Annotated in this window: 20 protein-coding genes; 14 read left to right on the top strand and 6 right to left on the bottom strand. The window is 37.2% G+C overall.

The features are described 5' to 3' along the window. Positions 1 to 295: 295 nt before the first annotated feature. Positions 296 to 499, bottom strand: a complete 204-nt coding sequence (locus F7732_RS01270; RefSeq protein ID WP_151571905.1) for a hypothetical protein — start codon at positions 497 to 499, stop codon at positions 296 to 298. 223 nt (positions 500 to 722) lie between these two features. Between F7732_RS01270 and F7732_RS01275 the strand changes: the two genes are divergently transcribed. The 3 genes from F7732_RS01275 (at position 723) to F7732_RS01285 (ending at position 3,957) form a co-directional block, all read left to right on the top strand. After that, positions 723 to 1,247 (top strand): RDD family protein, encoded by a 525-nt coding sequence (locus F7732_RS01275; protein WP_151571906.1) that lies wholly within the window; start codon positions 723 to 725, stop codon positions 1,245 to 1,247. Between the two features lie 267 nt (positions 1,248 to 1,514). After that, positions 1,515 to 2,831 carry an MFS transporter gene (locus F7732_RS01280; RefSeq protein ID WP_151571907.1) on the top strand — a complete coding sequence of 439 codons (1,317 nt, stop codon included), beginning with the start codon at positions 1,515 to 1,517 and terminating at the stop codon, positions 2,829 to 2,831. A 220-nt stretch (positions 2,832 to 3,051) separates the two neighbouring features. Further along, the gene (locus F7732_RS01285; RefSeq protein WP_151571908.1) at positions 3,052 to 3,957 is read left to right on the top strand and encodes a chemotaxis protein; all 906 of its coding nucleotides are present in this window, start codon (positions 3,052 to 3,054) and stop codon (positions 3,955 to 3,957) included. Positions 3,958 to 4,030: 73 nt separating this feature from the next. On the opposite strand, the gene F7732_RS01290 is transcribed toward F7732_RS01285, so the two are convergent. Both F7732_RS01290 and F7732_RS01295 read right to left on the bottom strand, forming a co-directional pair. Next, positions 4,031 to 4,498 (bottom strand): YkyB family protein, encoded by a 468-nt coding sequence (locus F7732_RS01290; RefSeq protein WP_151571909.1) that lies wholly within the window; start codon positions 4,496 to 4,498, stop codon positions 4,031 to 4,033. Positions 4,499 to 4,629: 131 nt separating this feature from the next. Further along, the gene (locus F7732_RS01295; protein WP_192912980.1) at positions 4,630 to 5,130 is read right to left on the bottom strand and encodes a L,D-transpeptidase family protein; all 501 of its coding nucleotides are present in this window, start codon (positions 5,128 to 5,130) and stop codon (positions 4,630 to 4,632) included. A gap of 176 nt (positions 5,131 to 5,306) precedes the next feature. On the opposite strand from F7732_RS01295, the gene F7732_RS01300 reads away from it, so the two are divergent. Next, positions 5,307 to 7,409, top strand: coding sequence for an EAL domain-containing protein (locus tag F7732_RS01300; protein ID WP_192912981.1), 2,103 nt, complete (start codon positions 5,307 to 5,309; stop codon positions 7,407 to 7,409). A 40-nt stretch (positions 7,410 to 7,449) separates the two neighbouring features. Here the strand turns inward: F7732_RS01300 and F7732_RS01305 are convergent, their stop codons facing one another. Beyond that, positions 7,450 to 8,316 carry a metallophosphoesterase gene (locus F7732_RS01305; protein ID WP_151571911.1) on the bottom strand — a complete coding sequence of 289 codons (867 nt, stop codon included), beginning with the start codon at positions 8,314 to 8,316 and terminating at the stop codon, positions 7,450 to 7,452. A gap of 203 nt (positions 8,317 to 8,519) precedes the next feature. On the opposite strand from F7732_RS01305, the gene fadH reads away from it, so the two are divergent. After that, on the top strand, positions 8,520 to 9,284 hold the full coding sequence (gene fadH / locus F7732_RS01310) for a 2,4-dienoyl-CoA reductase (protein WP_151571912.1): 765 nt from the start codon (positions 8,520 to 8,522) through the stop codon (positions 9,282 to 9,284). 221 nt (positions 9,285 to 9,505) lie between these two features. On the opposite strand, the gene F7732_RS01315 is transcribed toward fadH, so the two are convergent. Continuing rightward, positions 9,506 to 10,258: a C39 family peptidase gene (locus F7732_RS01315; protein WP_151571913.1), complete on the bottom strand. Its 753-nt coding sequence runs from the start codon at positions 10,256 to 10,258 to the stop codon at positions 9,506 to 9,508. Positions 10,259 to 10,415: 157 nt separating this feature from the next. On the opposite strand from F7732_RS01315, the gene F7732_RS01320 reads away from it, so the two are divergent. From F7732_RS01320 to F7732_RS01330, 3 genes are all read left to right on the top strand, one after another. Continuing rightward, a complete protein-coding gene (locus F7732_RS01320) occupies positions 10,416 to 11,627 on the top strand; it encodes an EAL domain-containing protein (protein ID WP_151571914.1) in 1,212 nt (403 codons plus the stop codon). Between the two features lie 76 nt (positions 11,628 to 11,703). Further along, positions 11,704 to 11,940: a hypothetical protein gene (locus tag F7732_RS01325; RefSeq protein ID WP_151571915.1), complete on the top strand. Its 237-nt coding sequence runs from the start codon at positions 11,704 to 11,706 to the stop codon at positions 11,938 to 11,940. A gap of 212 nt (positions 11,941 to 12,152) precedes the next feature. Continuing rightward, positions 12,153 to 12,797: a DUF3993 domain-containing protein gene (locus tag F7732_RS01330; protein WP_151571916.1), complete on the top strand. Its 645-nt coding sequence runs from the start codon at positions 12,153 to 12,155 to the stop codon at positions 12,795 to 12,797. Between the two features lie 40 nt (positions 12,798 to 12,837). On the opposite strand, the gene F7732_RS01335 is transcribed toward F7732_RS01330, so the two are convergent. Next, entirely contained in the window at positions 12,838 to 13,080 is a 243-nt protein-coding gene (locus tag F7732_RS01335) for a glutaredoxin family protein (protein ID WP_151571917.1), read from the bottom strand. A gap of 355 nt (positions 13,081 to 13,435) precedes the next feature. Here F7732_RS01335 and F7732_RS01340 point away from each other — a divergent pair, with 355 nt between their 5' ends. From F7732_RS01340 to F7732_RS01365, 6 genes are all read left to right on the top strand, one after another. Continuing rightward, entirely contained in the window at positions 13,436 to 13,672 is a 237-nt protein-coding gene (locus tag F7732_RS01340; RefSeq protein ID WP_066447117.1) for a YkuJ family protein, read from the top strand. A gap of 407 nt (positions 13,673 to 14,079) precedes the next feature. Beyond that, positions 14,080 to 14,532 (top strand): cyclic-di-AMP-binding protein CbpB, encoded by a 453-nt coding sequence (cbpB, locus tag F7732_RS01345; protein WP_151571918.1) that lies wholly within the window; start codon positions 14,080 to 14,082, stop codon positions 14,530 to 14,532. Between the two features lie 164 nt (positions 14,533 to 14,696). After that, positions 14,697 to 16,193 carry an MDR family MFS transporter gene (locus tag F7732_RS01350; protein ID WP_151571919.1) on the top strand — a complete coding sequence of 499 codons (1,497 nt, stop codon included), beginning with the start codon at positions 14,697 to 14,699 and terminating at the stop codon, positions 16,191 to 16,193. Positions 16,194 to 16,370: 177 nt separating this feature from the next. Further along, complete coding sequence (locus F7732_RS01355; protein WP_275670902.1) at positions 16,371 to 17,255, top strand: LysR family transcriptional regulator; 885 nt, start codon at positions 16,371 to 16,373, stop codon at positions 17,253 to 17,255. A gap of 101 nt (positions 17,256 to 17,356) precedes the next feature. After that, entirely contained in the window at positions 17,357 to 18,067 is a 711-nt protein-coding gene (gene dapD / locus F7732_RS01360; RefSeq protein WP_151571920.1) for a 2,3,4,5-tetrahydropyridine-2,6-dicarboxylate N-acetyltransferase, read from the top strand. A 126-nt stretch (positions 18,068 to 18,193) separates the two neighbouring features. Beyond that, positions 18,194 to 19,321, top strand: a complete 1,128-nt coding sequence (locus tag F7732_RS01365) for an N-acetyldiaminopimelate deacetylase (RefSeq protein WP_151571921.1) — start codon at positions 18,194 to 18,196, stop codon at positions 19,319 to 19,321. The last annotated feature ends 1 nt before the right edge of the window (position 19,322 follow it).

The following is a 19,322-nucleotide window of genomic DNA, read 5'->3' on the forward strand; positions in this document are numbered from 1 at the left end:
CTGACAGTGAAAGCAAATAAAGAATAATTGTGCGGTTTTAGCCAAACTGCTATGAGGGTAAAAGGAAAATTGAATTACAGAAGTTATAAGAAAAAGCAGAGCAGCCATAATTGGAGGGAGGAGTCCTGATAATATTTTAAAACAGTAGCATTATTAATTGTACGAATAAAATGTAGTCATAATAAAAGATAAAGCTATAAAGTTACATCGGAGTGTTTAATTGTTCTTTTATGTAAAAAAACCTGGTGAGACACATCACCAGGCTGAGCTTTAACTATTAAATTGTGATCTTTATTTAATAACCATAATCCCAATCTACTTCATCTTCATGCCAAAGAGCTGGGGATATGGTTCCGTAATTGATCATCTTATTGTCAATTTTTGTATTGCAATTTTCACATCCGCATTGTTTCTTTATGTCTTCATATACTGATTGATCAACATCTTCGATAATCGTTACTGACTGGTCCACACGGTAAAGGATTGCTGTTCCTTTCATTGGTCCAATACACCTCTTTACTTAAATTATGATTAAAGTTTTAACCTTATCTTCATTGTATGTCTGCACTGAATGTAAGTCTATAATATTGTGAGTAAGTTCACATAATTATCATACTTTTGAATGAGATTTTTAACTTTAAAAAACATTGAAATCATGTAAGATTACCCTTAACATATATAATGTAATAATAATGGTAAACTTTCGAATGGAGGAAATTAATTTGAATGCAACTCTAGAAAAAGAAAATCTGCACACTCATCCTGAATTCGCTGGTTTCTGGATCCGTTTCGCAGCTTATCTCATTGACAGTTTAATAGTAGGCATCCCGCTATCTATGCTTGGAATTGTCATATTTATGCTTTCACTTGGCACATCTGATGCCATGTTGATATTGATGAATGATCCATATATTGAGACGTTAACAGCAGAACAGGAAATGGACCTCATTATTCGTTATATTGTTTCTTTGTTTGCAATCATCGCCATTTCATATATTGTATCAATTGCCTACTTTGCTGGTCTGCACGCTTCTAAATGGCAGGGAACAGTTGGCAAAAAGCTTCTTGGACTAAAGGTTAGTGATATACAAGGCAGAAGAATTTCATTCTGGAGAGCCTTAGGGCGTTATGCGGCTATGAGTTTTCTGTCTGGTATTTTACTGATCGGTTATATAATCGCTGCTTTTACAGAAAAGAAACAAGCCTTGCATGACCTCATTGCAGGCACTATTGTTTTAAAAAAATAAAAATTATTTTATCGTTGAAAGCTGTCTGTTAATGATGCAGTACAGCTTTCATTTTTTTATTTACAAAATAAGATAAGAAAATTTACGTAAACGATATAATTATTTAAAAGGGTATATGCTCTTTTTATGGAATATATATGGTAGAAAAGGAGCGTGACATCATAATCATTATCACTGATAAGATTCAGGGATATTAGCCGGTGAAGAGAAATATACTTATACATATTTAAGACTGTACAATTATAAATTTAGAGGGGAGCTTTACGAATGGGTGCAGAAAAAGCAGTTCAGGATAAACATCAGCATAGCTCATGGAAGCTGTATTTAACGCTGCCGATTATTTCATGGGCATTATACGATTTCGCGAATACCATTTTTTCATCTAATATCAATACTATTTTCTTTCCATTCTACTTGCAGGAGGTTGTGGGAGAAAACGAGGTTCTAGATCAAATAGCCAGTACTTTTATTTCTTATTCTAATGCAGTCGCCAGTTTCTTCCTGGTCATATTTTCACCGCTCTTTGGGGTAATGATTGACCGAACAGGCAAAAAGAGAAAATATGTCATTATATTTACTTTAATTTCCGTAGCTGCAACCTTCTTAATGGGAGTATTTGCAAGCTCGCAAATCGAAGGAAGTATTTGGGGACTGCCGCTTAGCTTAGCGCTAGTTGTTGTCAGTTTTGTCATAGCTAAATTCTTCTTCCATTCCAGCTTGGTTTTTTACGACACAATGATCTCAGATCTTGGTGAGAAGAAAGATATTCCTTTAATTTCAGGATTTGGAGTAGCAGTTGGGTATATTGGTACATTAATAGGGTTAACTGTTTATTTATACGTTGGAGATAGCGGTTTTCATCGGGCATTCATTCCTACTGCATTCTTATTCTTATTGTTTTCATTGCCATTATTCTTTTTTGTAAAAGATAAGCCGATTCCAGTAAAAGATGTCAAGAAAGCTTCATTTGTATCAGGGTACAAAGAAATTTATAAAACATTTAAGGAAATGAAGGCGCACAAGGCGATTTTTACATTTATGATTGCATACTTCTTCTTAAATGATGCGATTTCAACAACGATCGCAATGATGGCTGTATATGCAAAAGCCATTATCGGCTTTTCAACTGGACAATTCATATTGCTCTATTTAGTTTCAACGATTTCCAGTATTATTGGATCTTTTATTTTTGGCTATGTAACTAAAGCAAAGGGATCTTATCAATCAGTAAAGTATGTTGGGATTATTCTTCTTATTGCATTGATCATTGGAACTTTTGCTGTCAATGAGCCGATGTTCTGGATCGCAGGAAGTATGTTTGGTGTTGCCTTAGGTTCTATGTGGGTAACGACAAGATCGTATATTGTTGAACTGACACCTGAAAATAAAAGAGGCCAGTTTTTTGGATTATTTGCTTTTTCGGGAAAAGTATCTTCAATTGTTGGTCCATTCTTATACGGAACGATTACACTGGTGTTTGCTGACTATGGAGATATTGCCAGCAGACTTGCGCTAGGCTCACTCATTATTTTGACGGTTATAGGATTAATTGTTCACTCAAGAATCAAACAAGAAGCTGTTTAAGCAGGCGTTTATCGCCTGCTTTATTTTTGCTGTCCTAAAGTTTCCATTTATATTTGCCAACCATAATGGCTTTTTTTAGTGGTGGTTAGTGTAAATCATTTTCTTCCAAAAAAAATAAATAAAAGTGAAGTTATATTCATGGTATATTAATAGGTATAAATATTTAAATCATAAGTACTATTAGTCTCAGACATTAATACTCAGGAAGGGCGATTGAGCCATGGATCAAACAAAAGGCATTTTATTAGAAAGCGGAACGAATGAATTGGAAATCGTTGAATTTTCAGTAGGAAAAAATAAATTTGGAATTAATGTAATTAAAGTAAAGGAAATTATTAACCCAGCACCCATTATTCCAATTCCCCATGCACATCAGAATGTAGAAGGAATTATTGAATTACGGGGAGAAGTGCTGCCTGTCGTAAATGTTGAAAAGGCATTAGGCCTGCCAGCTTCTGATCATCCTGAAACGGATAAATTTATTGTAACCGAATTTAATAAGCAAAAAATTGTGTTTCATGTTCACAATGTAACGCAAATACACCGGATATCCTGGAATCAAATTGAGAAGCCTTCTGATATGTATCAGGGCAGCAACAGTCCAATTATTGGTGTAATAAAGCTAAATGGAGAAATGGTTTTACTGTTGGATTTTGAAAAAATCGTTACTGAAATCAATCCTGAATCAGGTATCAATATTCAAAGGGTTCAAAAGCTCGGCAAACGTGAGCGTTCAGATAAAAAGCTGATAGTTGCTGAGGATTCCCCGCTATTGCGTAATTTATTACACGATACGTTAAAAGAAGCTGGTTTTGATCAAGTCGAATTTTTTGAAAATGGACAAGATGCCCTACGTTACTTAGAGTCACTTACTGCTGCTGGCAAAAAAATAGAAGATGAGGTTCAGCTGGTTATTACGGACATTGAAATGCCGCAAATGGACGGTCACCATCTAACAAGAAGGATTAAAGAGGACTCCAAGCTGTCTAAGCTTCCTGTTGTTATTTTTTCTTCTCTTATTACAGATGATCTTCGTCATAAAGGGCAAATGGTTGGAGCAGATGCACAAGTCAGCAAACCGGAAATTGCCGAGCTGGTTTTATTAATTGATAAGCATGCATTGTAATACGGTGTTTTCCTAAACCTTTTAATAAAACAACATAAAAAAGCAAAGGAACGCACCTTTGCTTTTTTTTTGATTAAAAATAACTTTGCCCAAGTTTTTTAAATACTGGTTTGGCATATTCCTTTTTTTGTGGCCGAGAAGTTGTATCGTGTTCAGCCAATCCGGTATAAAAGATCAGAAGCTGCTTTGCGGCATTTAGCGAAATAGCAGAACGGGGATTTCTAATGGATTGATCTAATTTACCTAGATGCGGAAGATCTAAAAAATCCTGTTTTGAAGGCGGTAGATGAAACGTGTAGTTGCCGCATTTCACTAATACGTCAGACTGCTGCTGGCTATATTTAGGGTTTGCTGAAAAATGTAATCCAACTTTTTCTGCCAAACCTTCTTGAATCATTTTTTGGAGAGCAACCTGTTTTAATTTATATAGAAATTTAGGGTTCGTTGCTGTTTTAGCATGACGATTAACCGTGAAGATAGCTTGAGAGAGGTTATCAACCGTTGGCTGCAGTTGAGGATTGTGCTTCCTGTCTGAATTCAAATTCTTAATCTCCTTCCATAATTATACGGGGTATATTTCTATTATACCCCGTTGCTTTAATCTTGAAAAGAAATTCACAAGTAAAGTGATCATTTTCTTTAATATCAGGGTTGAAGGTAAAGTTCAAAAGGTTATTGCTGAATCGTTACGGCTGTTCCATTTGGGACCGTACTGGCCAATTCAAGAACATCGCTGTTATACATTCGAATACAGCCTTTTGAGACAGCTTTACCGATAGAGCTTGGATTATTAGTCCCATGAATTCCATATCCTGCTTTAGACAATGTCAGCCACAAAACACCAAAGGGACCACCTGGATTCGGCTGCCTATTGACGATGACAAAGTTGCCGGAAGGAGTTGAAGTCAGCATCTTTCCTATGGCGACAGGAAAGGTTTTTTGTACAATTCCATTTCGTAAAAGGGTTAGGGTTCTGCTGTTTTTGGAGACAATAATTCTATATGGAATGGTGTTCGGGTCCGGCAAACCGGGGATGATGATATTTTGGCCAACATAAATAGAATTTGGATTGGTGATTGCAGGATTTGCTTCGAGTAAACTTTGTATGCTTCGACGATAATTTAAGGCAATCGTATTTAAGGTTTCTCCAGATTGTACAATATGAATGAACAAAAATAACATCCTCTCTGTTGAGTGTTCACATTATGTGTATGATTGACAAAAGACTATATTGCAATCATATGAAAAGAAAATGATGAAATTTTTTGCGATTTATATATTCTTATTATCACAATCATGTAAAATAGACTACAAGAAACAGTCAGTATACACTTCGTGAGGATGATTAGATGGAGCATTATAAAAATATGCTGGCGAGAGAGCTAGATAAGGAAAAAACAAGTGAAAAATTAGAAAAGATAATTTATGAAATAATTTTTTATTATATAAATGATATGGTTTTTATAATGAAGGCAGACGAAAAATATGGTTTCACTTATTTGTTCGCTAATGAACCAGCCATGAATCATGCAAAACTATCCGAACAATATATTGGCAAAACATTTGACGAGGTAATGCCTGCTAAGGAAGCAAAAATTCTGCATTTGAATTATAAAAAAGCCGCAATGCATAAAGAGACCATGGTTTTTACGGATGAAGTGGATTTAGCTGATGGCAGTAAGTTAATCGGTGAATCCATTTTAACTCCAGTCATGGATGAAGAAGGTATTGTTAAATATGTTGTTTCTGTTACAAGAGATATAACGGTCAGTTTATTGGAGAAAAATCAGCTGATCGAAAGTGAGCAGAGGGCAAGATCCATTGTTGATCATAACCTTGATGGGGTAATAACTCTTGATATGAGCGGGAAAATCATTGATTTAAATCCTGCAGCAAGAATGATTACAGGTTATTCGAATCAACAATTTATCTCTGCATATATTTCAGATTATATATATGAAGAAGATGACTGCCATTTTCAGCAAGTACTGTCTAAAACAAAATCTGGCATTGCTTCTGAAACCATTGACTGCCGTTTTGTCCATCAAAAAGGCGAAGTTGTGGATGTCCACTTAAAAATGCTGCCGATTATTATAAATCAAAAGGTAAGTGGAATATATGCCATCATTCGTGATCTTTCTCAGCTAACAAAAAATGCGGAAATAATCGCTAATATGTCTTTTTATGATCAATTGACTGGACTTCCCAATCGAAGAGCCTTATTAAGTGGGCTGGACAAGCATTTGGAAACAGATACAGCCAAAAAGAGCGATACGGCATTGCTATATATCGACTTAGACCGTTTTAAATATATTAATGATTCTTTTGGCCATTTAGTTGGGGATGAAATTTTAAAGAAGGTTGCAGAAAGATTATGTCAGTTTGAATACCGTGATTACTCTGTTTATCGGCAAGGGGGAGATGAGTTTATCCTTTTGCTCCCTAATACAAGCAAAAAGGATGCAAATAAATTTGCACAAAAGATATTAGACAGCTTTAAAAAGTCCTTTTACTTTGATTCCAGTGAATATTATATAACGCCAAGTATAGGCATAAGCTTATATCCTGCTGATGGAAAGGATGCAGAGAGCTTGATTAAAGCGGCAGACGAAGCGTTGTTTCGCGTAAAGGAAAAAGGCAAAGCGCATTTTCAATTTTATCAGGGCAGAATAGATACTATTCATCGGAATGTGGTCGAATTAGAGACTCATTTGCGTAAAGCGTTAGAAAATGAAGAGCTAACTTTGTATTATCAGCCGCAGCTGGAGCTTGCCACGAATGAAATTGTCAGTTTTGAAGCATTGTTACGCTGGCATTCAAAAGAATTTGGCTTTATTTCTCCAGCAGAATTTATTCCTCTCGCTGAAGATACTGGATTAATTCTGCCGATAGGTCAATGGGTGATTGATACAGCCTGCAGTCAAATTAAACAATGGTCAGAGCAGTTCAACAGGGAGTTTCGAATAGCTGTTAATATCTCGCCGCGTCAGTTCCAAGACCAAAATCTTGTAGATACCATTCGTCATGCAATCAATAAGTACAATATTGCTCCAGATCTCTTAGAAGTGGAAATTACTGAAGGAACTATGCAGGATACAGCAGCTGCAATTCCGATTCTTAAGAAGATGAAGAAATTAGGAATTATGGTGTCAGTGGATGATTTTGGCACCGGCTATTCTTCACTCAGCTATTTAAAGCAATTTCCGATTGATGTTTTAAAAATCGATCAGTCGTTTGTTAAGGATGTTATGACCAATAATAAAGACGCCGCGATAACAACGACTATTATCCACTTGGCTAAGAGTTTGGGTATGGATGTAATTGCTGAAGGAGTAGAAAGTAAGGAACAAGCTCAATTTTTATTAGAGGCGGATTGCGCCTATGTACAGGGCTATTATTATTACCGTCCTCTTCCTGCAAACGAAATTGAAAACATTATGATGAATAGATAATGCTTGCATAAAAAAAACGCAGATTTAATTCTGCGTTTTTTTATGCTTTCTTTAAGGTGAAAACGGTCAATTCGGGTCTGCATAGGAATCGAAATGGCAGTCGTGTTGTACCAATACCACGATTAACGTATAGGGTGAGAGGGTTGACAGTGCCTACAGTATAAAAACCTTCATAATAGTTGACTGCATGTGGAGGTTTGACAAGTGCACCTAAAAAAGGGAGCTGTATCTGACCACCATGACTGTGGCCGCTCAGCTGCAGGTTTATACCGTATTCAGCTGCATGCTCTGCTAAATCAGGGGCGTGTGACAATAAAATCGTATAGGCATCGTTTGGAATACCATGCATTGCTGTCTGAATATCCGGTTTCCCAAGCATAGCATCATCAATCCCCAATATATAGATTGCCTGTTCGCCAATCTGAACCTTGCGCTGATCATTTTTTAATAAGGTGAAATTGCCCTGTTCAATAATATCTTTATAGATATCAGTTCCATATCCGCCATGATCATGGTTTCCGTAGATGGCAAACTTTCCAATCGATGCTTGCAGTTTGTTAAGGACAGGCACAATTGCTTGGGTTTCAGGATACATATTTGGTTCGTCCATTAAATCCCCTGTAAATAAGACGATATCAGGCTCAAGCTGATTCATTTTATTAACCAATTTTTCCAGATCACTTATATCATAATGAAAACCAAGGTGTGTGTCGCTAAACTGGATGATTTTAAGATTAGAAAAGTTGTCAGGGATGCTACTGCTGCTGATGGTTACATACTCTGTTTTCAATAGCTTTGGTTCGATTTCATGTGCATAATAATAGCCGCCTGTCCCTGCTGCGGCGACACCAAATAGAGTTCCAAATGATTTTCGCAGAAATCCTCTTCTTGTCATTTTTTTTGGCATGAAGTGTTCCAACCTATCTTTGTTTGTTCATTCTATAATACTAACAAACTATATCTCTAAACAAAAGAAATTAACTGCTAAGTCTTTATGGAAGGTTTTACAATCCTATTTATTTTATTACATGACAAAAATAGTTAGAATATTCCGCATTAAAATGATAAAATAAATTATGAATACTCATTCATTTTTAGGGAGGGAGTCTATTGGAAAAAAAGGTTGTCATTGTCACAGGCGGATCAAACGGCATGGGAAAATATATGGCAAAACGGTTTGCAGAGGGAAAAGCATATGTTGTCATTACTGGAAGAGATGCTGATAGATTAGAGACAGCAAAAAAGGAAATAGAAACTTTTCCAGGACAGATTCTGACGGTTCAAATGGACGTCAGAGAACTGGATGATGTTAAGCGTATGGTAAGTGAAACAGATAAGGCTTTTGGAAGAATTGATTTTCTTGTTAATAATGCAGCTGGAAATTTTCTTTGTCCAGCAGAAAAACTTAGTGCCAATGGCTGGAAAGCTGTGATCGATATTGTATTAAATGGAACTTTTTATTGCTGCAGTGAAGTGGGAAAGTACTGGATTGATAAAGAAATAAAAGGGGCCATTACAAATATGGTTGCTACATACGCTTGGGACGCAGGACCAGGAGTTATTCATTCCGCTGCTGCTAAAGCTGGTGTACTATCGCTCACTCGAACGCTTGCGGTTGAATGGGGCAGGAAATATGGAATGCGCATTAATGCAATTGCCCCAGGGCCAATTGAACGAACTGGAGGAGCGGATAAGCTCTGGGAATCAGAGGAATCCGCTCATAGAACAATCTCAAGCGTTCCTCTGCAGAGACTTGGAAAACCAGAAGAAATTGCCGAGCTTGCTTACTTTCTATTTTCAGAACATGCCGCATATATTAATGGAGAATGCATGACAATGGATGGTGGTCAGCATCTTAATCAATATCCATTTTGACGGACTTCTTCGTTAAAAAAGCGAGCTGGTCAAAAGACTGGCTCGCTTTTTTAAGATTGTGGATCTTCAGCCCCTAGCTGCCTCCACTTTTCTAACGGTCTAGCTCCGGCGGCTAGGGACTCGAGGTCTTAAGCCAATCCAGTCCAAAGGTCAAAGAACGACCTTTCGCCTGGCTCGTCTTAAGCTTGTCGTCCCTGAGCAAGCCGCCTCCGCTTTTCTAGTTACCAGTAGCTAATTGCTCTTGATTGGAGGGCTTTCCAGGAGGCTTCGAATTGTTTTTTGTTGACTTTTACTCCTTTTTTTCCGGAGAGCGGGTCATTAAGGTATACATGCTGCTGATCAAATCCTGTTAACACTACAGCATGAAGGTCTAATGGTGTTTTAATGGTTTGCTTTTGATGTTTCCATGATTCCCACCGGTCTGGAAGTTTATAGTCGCCAGTTGTCCATACGACGGCTGGATAGCCTTTACCGACATGATCTAACACTTTCTGAAATGGTTGTTTAGTTAAATTGACAGCATGACCAGGCATGTATTGATTCACTAAACTTTCAATTGGCCCATCAAATACCGCATATCCTGCTGTACGGCCCGTCATATCCCCAACAAAACCTTTACCTGGATCTCCCCAATGTATGATGTCATTTCTACTTTTGACAAGCTGATCCGGATCTTTACTTACGTTCTTATACAATTCCATTTTATTCGTCTTAACTCCGGCATATTGAAGCATCATGGCTAAGCTTGTTACTTCGCAGCCGTATTTTAACTCAGGGTTCTGTTTAATTAAAGGCACATTTAAGCTAATCTTCTCTTTGGAATGTGCTGTTTTTCTATTTCCCATAGGCTGCGGGAATGGCTCTTTGTTCTGCTGTGCGGCTTTATTCTTTTGCAGCTCCTTAGAGGCTGTTTCTGTGTGTCCGCAGGCAAGCAAAGGGATAAGAAGGATTAGGACAAAAAAGAATTTCCGCATTTATATAACCTTCTTTCTATTTTGCTTATCTTTATTTTGTGATGCAGAGATAGAACTATAAGTGTAACCTGCTGGCAAAATGGCTCTTAAATGCTTCTATAATTAGGCAAGAAATATATGGTATAATTATGAATTATTGATTGAAAGGAGGGCTTTTATGGACCCATTAGAAATCATTGCAAATGTAAAATGTGTTTTCCCCTTTTTTCAACCGATCTTTAGTGCGGATGAACATCGAATTATTGGCTATGAAGTGTTAGGGAGGTACAGAAGTGATCAAGAGGTTGTAAGCTTAGGCCCCTTTTTTCAAGACGATTCAATTCCAGAAGAATATCGACTTGAGGTTGATAATGCTATTTTAAAAAAGGCGCTTGATAAATCATTTTCCCTTGAGGAAGATGTCTTATTGTTTATTAATCGGGATGCAGATTTGATCATGTACGATCATGGAGAGCAGCTTTTAGAAATTCTTTTGGATTATCAAGAGAAAGGCTTTTCCCTAAACCGAATTGTTATTGAAATAACAGAGAAGAATTATTCAGGGACTATGGATCATCTTGATCATCTTTTAAATTATTATAAAACCTATGGGATTAAAATAGCTGTGGATAAATTAGGTGCTGATAGCACTCAACTGGACAGAATTGGTCAGTTGGCTCCGAATATTTTAAAGGTGGATTTAATGGCGCTTCGTTCAAATACTGTTCAGCAAAGCTTTCATGATATTTTGTATAGCATTTCTTTGCTATCACGGAAGATTGGAGCTACCTTGCTGTTTGAAAATATTGAAATGGAGTTTCAGCTGCAGTTTGCATGGCGAAATGGGGGAAGGTATTATCAAGGATTCTATCTGCAGCAGCCTTCTCCGGATTTCATCGATCGAGATATTTTAAAAATAAAGCTTCGGCAAAAATGTCATCAATTTATCTCCTATGAAAAGAAAAAGCTTGAATCCTTTTATCAATTCACAGATCAATTTAATCAGCGCATGCAGCAATTTGTAGGTAAAAATAAAAACCAGCTTCAAAATGATCTGCTTAAGGAGCTGGCTGAGCGCTTAACAAATATCGCCTTTCGCTTATATATTTGTGATCATGAAGGCTTTCAGCAATCACCAAATATCTTTTATAGAGATAACCAATGGCTGGTGCAAAATGAATATTTGCACAAAAATTGGAGCTGGCGCCCATATTTCCTTGAGAATATTATGAAAATGAAAAGTATAAAAAAAGGAATTCTGTCTGATTTATACACGGACATTGAGACAGGGGAGATGATTAGAACCTTCTCATATCCGCTAAGAGAAGACGAGTATGTATTTATTGATATGTCTTATTCTTTTTTATTTGAACACGAGGGGCTCCTTTAATCTTGTCGTGAAAGAATATTTTTTTTCTCCCGAGGAACGTTAATAGTATAAGCAGCTTTCTCGGAAGGGGAGTATCATGAGCACGTTTATTTTAATTTTGCTTGGAATTAGTATTGGAATCTTAGGTTATGGACTTGTGTCAACGATGATGCTGACCAAACAAAAGGCACAGAATTCCGGCAACGACGGAAGTATTCCGGATGAAGTAAAAAAGCGTCCTTATTTGCGGAATCCAATCTTTCTTACTTATATGATTGCAGCAGCCATTACAATTATTTTAATTGCCTATTATGCATTCTCATTGAATTGGTAAGGACCTATATAGGTCCTTATTTTATTTTTAGACAATAAATAGAGGCTCTTTACAGCACCTTCTCTCTGACAATATGTGATTAGACAGATGTCACTTAGGGTAAATTGTCGGCGTATCTTGTCAGTATTTTGGTGACGATTACGTGTAATACACAATGATCTTATTGATAAAATATGGGATAGAGGTGCTATAACGGGAAAAGGGGGGTTATAATGTACAGGCTTGGTAAGAGTTTATTTGTATGCCTTTTATTATGTCTATCCGTGGTTTCAATGACCGCTTATGCTAATACCGATCGAGAGGAAGTTTTCACACACCTTCAAAATGCTTATAAGGCACAGATATCATTGGGCGGAGAAGAGCGTTCATTAGAGGAAGTAAGAGAGATTTTAGCACCATATTTTACTCAAACTGCTGAGAGCCTATTTTTAGATGAAAATCTCTATGAAGAGAATGACCTATATTTTACCTTAGGAACAGATAATCCTTTTTATTATATTCCCGACTTTTCATATAATCACGAAACGAAGATAGTAGAAGAAAACGGGCATTTGTATGTCTATCAATTTTTTCCTGCTGTCTACGAAGGTCCTGTTACATATGAGGACCGCTATGATGGTGTTATTCTGACAGTAAAGGATGATAGGTATAAAGTGTCTGATTTTTTATATAATATCAATCCTTCAGAGCTTCCAGGAGAGTCAGAAGGCAAGCAAAAAAACCAAGATCAAAACAGATTTCAACAGTTATATACATTAATGCCCATTTTGGCGGAAACAGGAATAGCGCCGTTTTCAAGCGGGATGAAGTCCGGACTTTGGTTGCTGTTAAATGAAAATGGAATACTTTATAAATAGATCAATGAAACATCCGGGGCCAAGAGGTTATCCCGGATTTTTATTTTTCCTCAATCTTTAGAACTTCCATCAGCCTTTCAAGGTTAAAACCTGTAATGACTTCCTCACCTATGACAAGTGTTGGTGTCGAATAAGATTGATATACCTCCATTAATTCTTTCCTTGCTTTTGAATCTGCTTTAATATCTTTTAATTCAAAAGAGAAACCATATTCCTTTAAAAAGGTTTTTGTGATTTCACAAGGGGGACAGTCAGGCTGTGTATAAAAAATAATGCTGGTCATTTCTAACCCTCCGTTTTTTGTATGAAGTGTGATGGATAAGAGTAAAATAATGTTGTTCAGTTTACAATGAATGTTTAACAATTGCAGCAGCTGCAAAGGCTGAAACTCTTAACAATTGTAAGATGTTCCTTTTAGAAATGCAATAAATGAAGCATCGTTTGAATTGCCGGAATAATTTTGTTTTAATGAATACGAATCTTTTACTTGTATATTAACAGCCATTTACTTTATTCTGTTAATATTGGTATGTAGATCGTACCGTTTAAAAATTCTGATTGAATTTCCTTCAGGATAGAAATATGCCAGAAGAGAAACCTATAGCAGAAAAGGTTTTTGTTTGGAAAGGAGAGAGAAAATGTCACAGCTTCAAGGAATTTTAACACGTCTGAAAAATCTTCAAGAACAATCAGTTGGTGGCGAGCCAATGCAAAGATTTTTCGAAGTGAATGGTGAGAAAAAGTGCCAAGTAACATATCATCCTAAAAATGAGACGTATGAATTAGAAGTATACAATGATAAAGAAAAGCCAAAGAGATATCAATTTGATAATATTGATATGATTACCATCGAAGTATTTGATCTTATTCAATAAGTACGATTGTACATAGGAGCCGTCATGGCTCCTTTTTCTATGGTTTCATCCTCATAGGCAAATAGAACAGATACATGAAAAAGCGTGAATCATGCCATCATAAACAGTGAGGTGAAAAAGATGCTGCCAAAGGTTCAATGTCCAAAATGTCATGCAGAAGCAGATCTGGGTCAAGTGCTAACAGCACAGTCTAATCAAAATGTTATCTATCGCTGTCAAAACTGTTCTTATGAATGCAGGGATATTTATACAAGCAAAGGGTAAATAATTATTATGCCATGTTGATTCAACATGGTTTTTTAGAAAAAGATAACTGCATTTCACAATTCATCCTGCATAAAATAGAAGCGGTGTTTCTGAACTTATGATAAGATGAAGATATAACATTCATTGAGGAGTTTTCATGTATGGTTAGTCTTCAAAGTGGTGAATTTTTACATATTAACATTAAAGATCTGATGATTCCATCTGAACGAGTGGCTCATGTTCAAATCGGAAACAATGTAGAGCATGCTCTGCTTGTTTTAACAAAGAGCGGTTATTCAGCCATTCCTGTACTGGATCCGCATTACAAATTACATGGACTGATCAGTACACCTATTATTATGGAATCAATTCTGGGTCTGCAAAGAATTGAATTTGAGAAGCTTGAGGAAAAACGAGTAGAGGAAGTTATGAATCAGCATATCCCTCGTCTGAATTCAGATGCACCCTTTCACCAATCACTTGCTTTACTAGTCGATCATCCATTCATTTGCATTGAAAATGATGAACAGATTTTCGAGGGGATTTTGACACGAAGAGCGATCCTCGATCAGTGGAATAAACAGCTTCGGCGTCAGCTTAAAAATAATCGTTAAATTCATTTTGTTTTGAGCAGTTCTTTATGATTGAATAAAACCTATAAAAGAAAAAATTTGATCTTCATTTAGCTGATCACGTTTGTTAGCTGCTTCTTCATATAAGCAGCCCATTTTTATGAGGAAATATTTGAAAGCGCTTCAAGCCTGATGGAGGTGAAGTTATGCAAAATGCAAAAACGTCAGGCAGGAAAACGCATAGGCCGTTCGTTTTAGCGTCGGTTATGCTTGCTATGTTTATGGGAGCGATTGAAGCGACCATTGTTTCAACTGCCATGCCTGCAATAGTAGGTGATTTAGGCGGATTTTCATTGTATAGCTGGGTTTTTTCAGCTTATTTATTAATGAATGCTGTAACAGTTCTAATTTATGGAAAACTTTCAGATCTATTTGGCAGAAAGCCAATTTTATCAATTGGAATTATCATTTTTTTAATTGGTTCCATTTTATGTGGTTTTGCAGAATCCATGACTAGTTTAATCATTTTCCGCCTTATTCAAGGTTTTGGGGCGGGAGCCGTTATGCCGATTGCAACGACCATTGTAGGGGATATTTACTCAAAGGAAGAAAGAGCGAAGATTCAGGGGTATCTTTCAAGCGTTTGGGGAATTTCAGCGGTTATGGGTCCAGCCATTGGCGGTTTGCTGGTTGAGTTTGTCAGCTGGCGCTATGTATTTTGGGTCAATATTCCTTTAGGTATACTTGCGATTGCAGGTTTATGGTTTTTCCTGCATGAAAATATAGAAAAGAAAAAGCATCAGATTGATTATCCTGGAGCGATTTTATTAACATTCTCAATTACTGCTCTTATGGTTGTCCTTGTTGAAGGGGGAACCAATTGGGCGTGGCTATCCTTTCAGGCAATAGGGCTTCTAACTGTTTCACTGGCCTGTTTTATTCTTTTTATTCTCCAGGAGAACAAAGCAGCAGAACCTATGATGCCGTTAAGTATTTGGAAGAATCGTCCTATATTTATAGCTAATATGGCTTCGCTCACAACAGGTGTCATGCTCATCGGCATCTCAAGCTTTCTTCCTGCATTTGTACAAGGTGTAATGGAAAGATCACCTATTGTTGCTGGTTTTGCATTAACATCCATGTCGATTGGCTGGCCGATTGCCTCTGCGGCAGCAGGAAAGCTCCTTTTAAAAATTGGTTTCCGGAAAACTTCCGTTTTAGGCGGATTCTTTTTGATCGGCGGCAGTATCCTGTTTGTTACTCTTACGCCTGAAGCAGGACCGCTATGGGCCGCTGCCGGTTCCTTTTTTGTTGGAGCAGGCATGGGATTAACAAGCACTAGCTTTATCGTTTCCATTCAAACAGCAGTAAGCTGGCAGCAGCGGGGAATAGCAACAGCGTCAAACATGTTTATGCGAAACCTGGGAAATACAATTGGTGCAGCTCTATTAGGCGGAATTTTGAATAGCAGGCTCATTGATTATATTCAAAGCAGCGGAAATCAAGAGCTTAACGATTCTTCATTAGATGCTGCCAATGTGCTTTTAAATGAAGAACAAAGAAATGCTCTTCTGCCAGATGTAAAAAGTATCTTGCAGGATGGGCTCACATTATCACTTCATTCCGTTTATATGGTTGTATTATTATTTGCCATCATTAGTTTTGCATTTATTTTAGCTTTGCCAAAAAAAGATCTATCGTAAGGTGGATTAAATGTTTTGCAAATTGAAACCGATCAAATGGCAGATTTTCTTCTATCTGTCTATATGTTCGGTTTTTTGCTGTATTCAAGAATCCTACACGTCTTAAAGAATGCATTAATGATATTTTATCGCATTTGTTATATAGTATAAGTATTACTTATAGAGAGGGTGGTGAACTTGTCTTCATTATCCGAATTTCATATGCTTTCTGTGCTAGCGCAAGAAATGAATATGAGAAAAGCGGCAGAAAGGCTTTTTGTTTCTCAGCCTGCCTTATCACAAAGACTGCAGAATATTGAAAAGGAATGGGGAAGCAAGCTGTTTGTCCGCTCACCTAAAGGATTGTCTTTAACGCCAGCAGGAGAACTGGTTATTACCTTTATAAATGAGGTAATTGATGGGGAAGAAAAGGTGCGGGAATCCATCCATGCACTGAATTCTGAAGTCTATGGAACGTTAAAAATTGCTGTGGCTTCTATCGTCGGACAGAATTGGCTGCCGCAGGTGCTGAAAAAATTTGTGACCAGATATCCACAGGCGAAAATCTCGCTTATAACCGGCTGGAGCAGTGAGATTTTGAAATCATTATATGATGATCAAGCACATATCGGCATCATCAGAGGCACACCTGATTGGAAAGGTGTTAAGATGCATTTATTTAAAGATAGTCTTTATCTTGTGGATAGAGAAATTACAAGCCCGGAGCAAATCTTTCAAACGGACCGGCCGTTTATTCAATTTAAAAGCGACTCTAACTATTATCAGGAAATACAAGACTGGTGGCTGCGTAAATTTAAAACTTCCCCTAAGCGCACAATTGTTGTTGATCAGATTGAAACATGCAAGCAAATGACCTTTAATGGTATTGGCTATGCAATTTTGCCGGCGATTACACTAGATGGACAGGAAGAAAATATTTTTAAGATACCGCTGCTAGATGATCATAGTGAACCGATCAAACGTGATACATGGCTGCTTGGCTACGAATCGGCTTTTCAGCTGAAACAGGTTCAAGCTTTTGTGGAAATCATTAAAGAGCATATTGCGGAAGAAGGTCATTAAACTAAAGGTTATTTCTTTGATGTTCTTGCTTGTTTTCAATCCTTTTGTTTGTTAAAGTAATGCTTGTATACATATTGTTATTGAATTTAGGAGGATTTTACATGAAAATGATGGATGCAAACGAGATTATTTCTTTTATTCAAAATAGCACGAAGTCAACACCTGTTAAAGTCTATGTAAAAGGTGAGTTAGAAGGCATTGATTTTGGTGCTTCTGCTAAAACGTTTATAAACGGAAACAGCGGAGTTGTATTTGGCGAATGGAGTGAAATCAGCTCAAGCCTGGAAGCAAATTCCGGTAAAATAGAAGATTATGTTGTAGAAAATGACCGCAGAAATTCTGCCATTCCATTACTGGATATGAAAAATATTAAAGCGCGTATCGAACCTGGTGCCATCATCCGTGATCAAGTTGAAATTGGCGATAATGCGGTTATCATGATGGGTGCTTCTATTAATATTGGAGCAGTAATTGGTGAAGGAACAATGATTGATATGAATGTTGTCCTTGGTGGAAGAGCCACTGTAGGAAAGAATTGCCACATCGGAGCTGGTTCTGTATTAGCAGGCGTGATTGAGCCGCCATCTGCTAAACCGGTTGTAGTGGAAGATGACGTTGTCATTGGTGCAAATGCTGTTGTGCTTGAGGGAGTAACAGTTGGAAAAGGTGCGGTTGTTGCTGCAGGCGCGATTGTTATTGACGATGTTCCTCCATATACTGTTGTTGCAGGTACGCCTGCAAGAGTCATCAAAGAAATTGATGAAAAGACAAAATCAAAAACAGAAATTAAACAAGAACTTAGACAACTATAAGAAATGTAAAAAGCGCGGAACTAAATTCCGCGCTTCTTATTTATCTACTTCAATAGCTTTTTATGAGGGCTGATCTTAATTACCTTTACTTAGAATGACGAATACAAGTAACTGGAGGAATTGGATTTGAACACAGCTAATCAGTACATACAAATTAGACGGGATCTCCATAAAATACCCGAGGTTGGATTTCAAGAATTTAAGACACAAGCTTATCTCCTTTCTTATCTCCAATCACTCCCACAAGAACATCTCGAAATAAAAAAATGGAAAACAGGCCTATTTGTAAAGATTAAAGGAATGATGCCAGATAAAACAATTGCATATAGAGCAGATATTGATGGCTTGCCAATCACTGAAAATACAAATCTTCCATTTTCTTCAGAGCATGAAGGAATGATGCATGCATGTGGACATGACTTTCATATGGCGATTGCTTTAGGTCTAATCAGCAACCTTGTTCATGAACGTATTAATGATGATCTCTTATTTATTTTTCAGCCGGCAGAGGAAGGTCCTGGAGGGGCAGAGCCTATGCTGCAGACAGATGAAATGAAGGAATGGTGGCCAGATATGGTTTTAGCGCTCCATATCGCACCTGAATACCCTGTAGGTACCATTGCAACCCGAGAAGGGCTGTTATTTGCAAATACTTCAGAGCTTTTTATTGATCTAAAAGGAAAAGGAGGACATGCTGCCTATCCGCATCAGACAAATGATATGATTATCGCCGCATGTTCGCTTGTTAGCCAGCTTCAAACGGTTATTTCCCGCAATGTGGATCCACTTGATAGTGCAGTTATTACAATCGGTAAGATCACAGGAGGAACGGTTCAAAATATCATAGCTGAAAATGCAAGGCTTGAAGGTACAATCCGTACCCTATCCCCAGAATCCATGAAGATTGTTAAAAATAGAATCGAAAGTCTTGTAAAAGGAACAGAAGCGGGGTTCCAGTGTGAAGCTGTTATAGATTACGGAAGTATGTATCACCAGGTTTATAATCATTCTGCTTTAACCTCGGAATTTATGAAATTTGCAGAAAATAATACTGATATTGAGGTAATAGAATGCAGGGAAGCCATGACAGGTGAAGATTTTGGTTATATGTTAAAAGAGGTTCCAGGCTTTATGTTCTGGCTTGGTACGAACTCTGAATACGGACTGCATCACGCAAAATTGAATCCTTCAGAATCAGCTATTGATGTCGCAATCACTTTAATTGAGAAGTACTTAAGGTATAAAGGGGTATAAA

This window comes from Bacillus mesophilum (assembly GCF_008923265.1).
Classification (GTDB): Bacteria; Bacillota; Bacilli; order Bacillales; family Cytobacillaceae; genus Cytobacillus; species Cytobacillus mesophilum.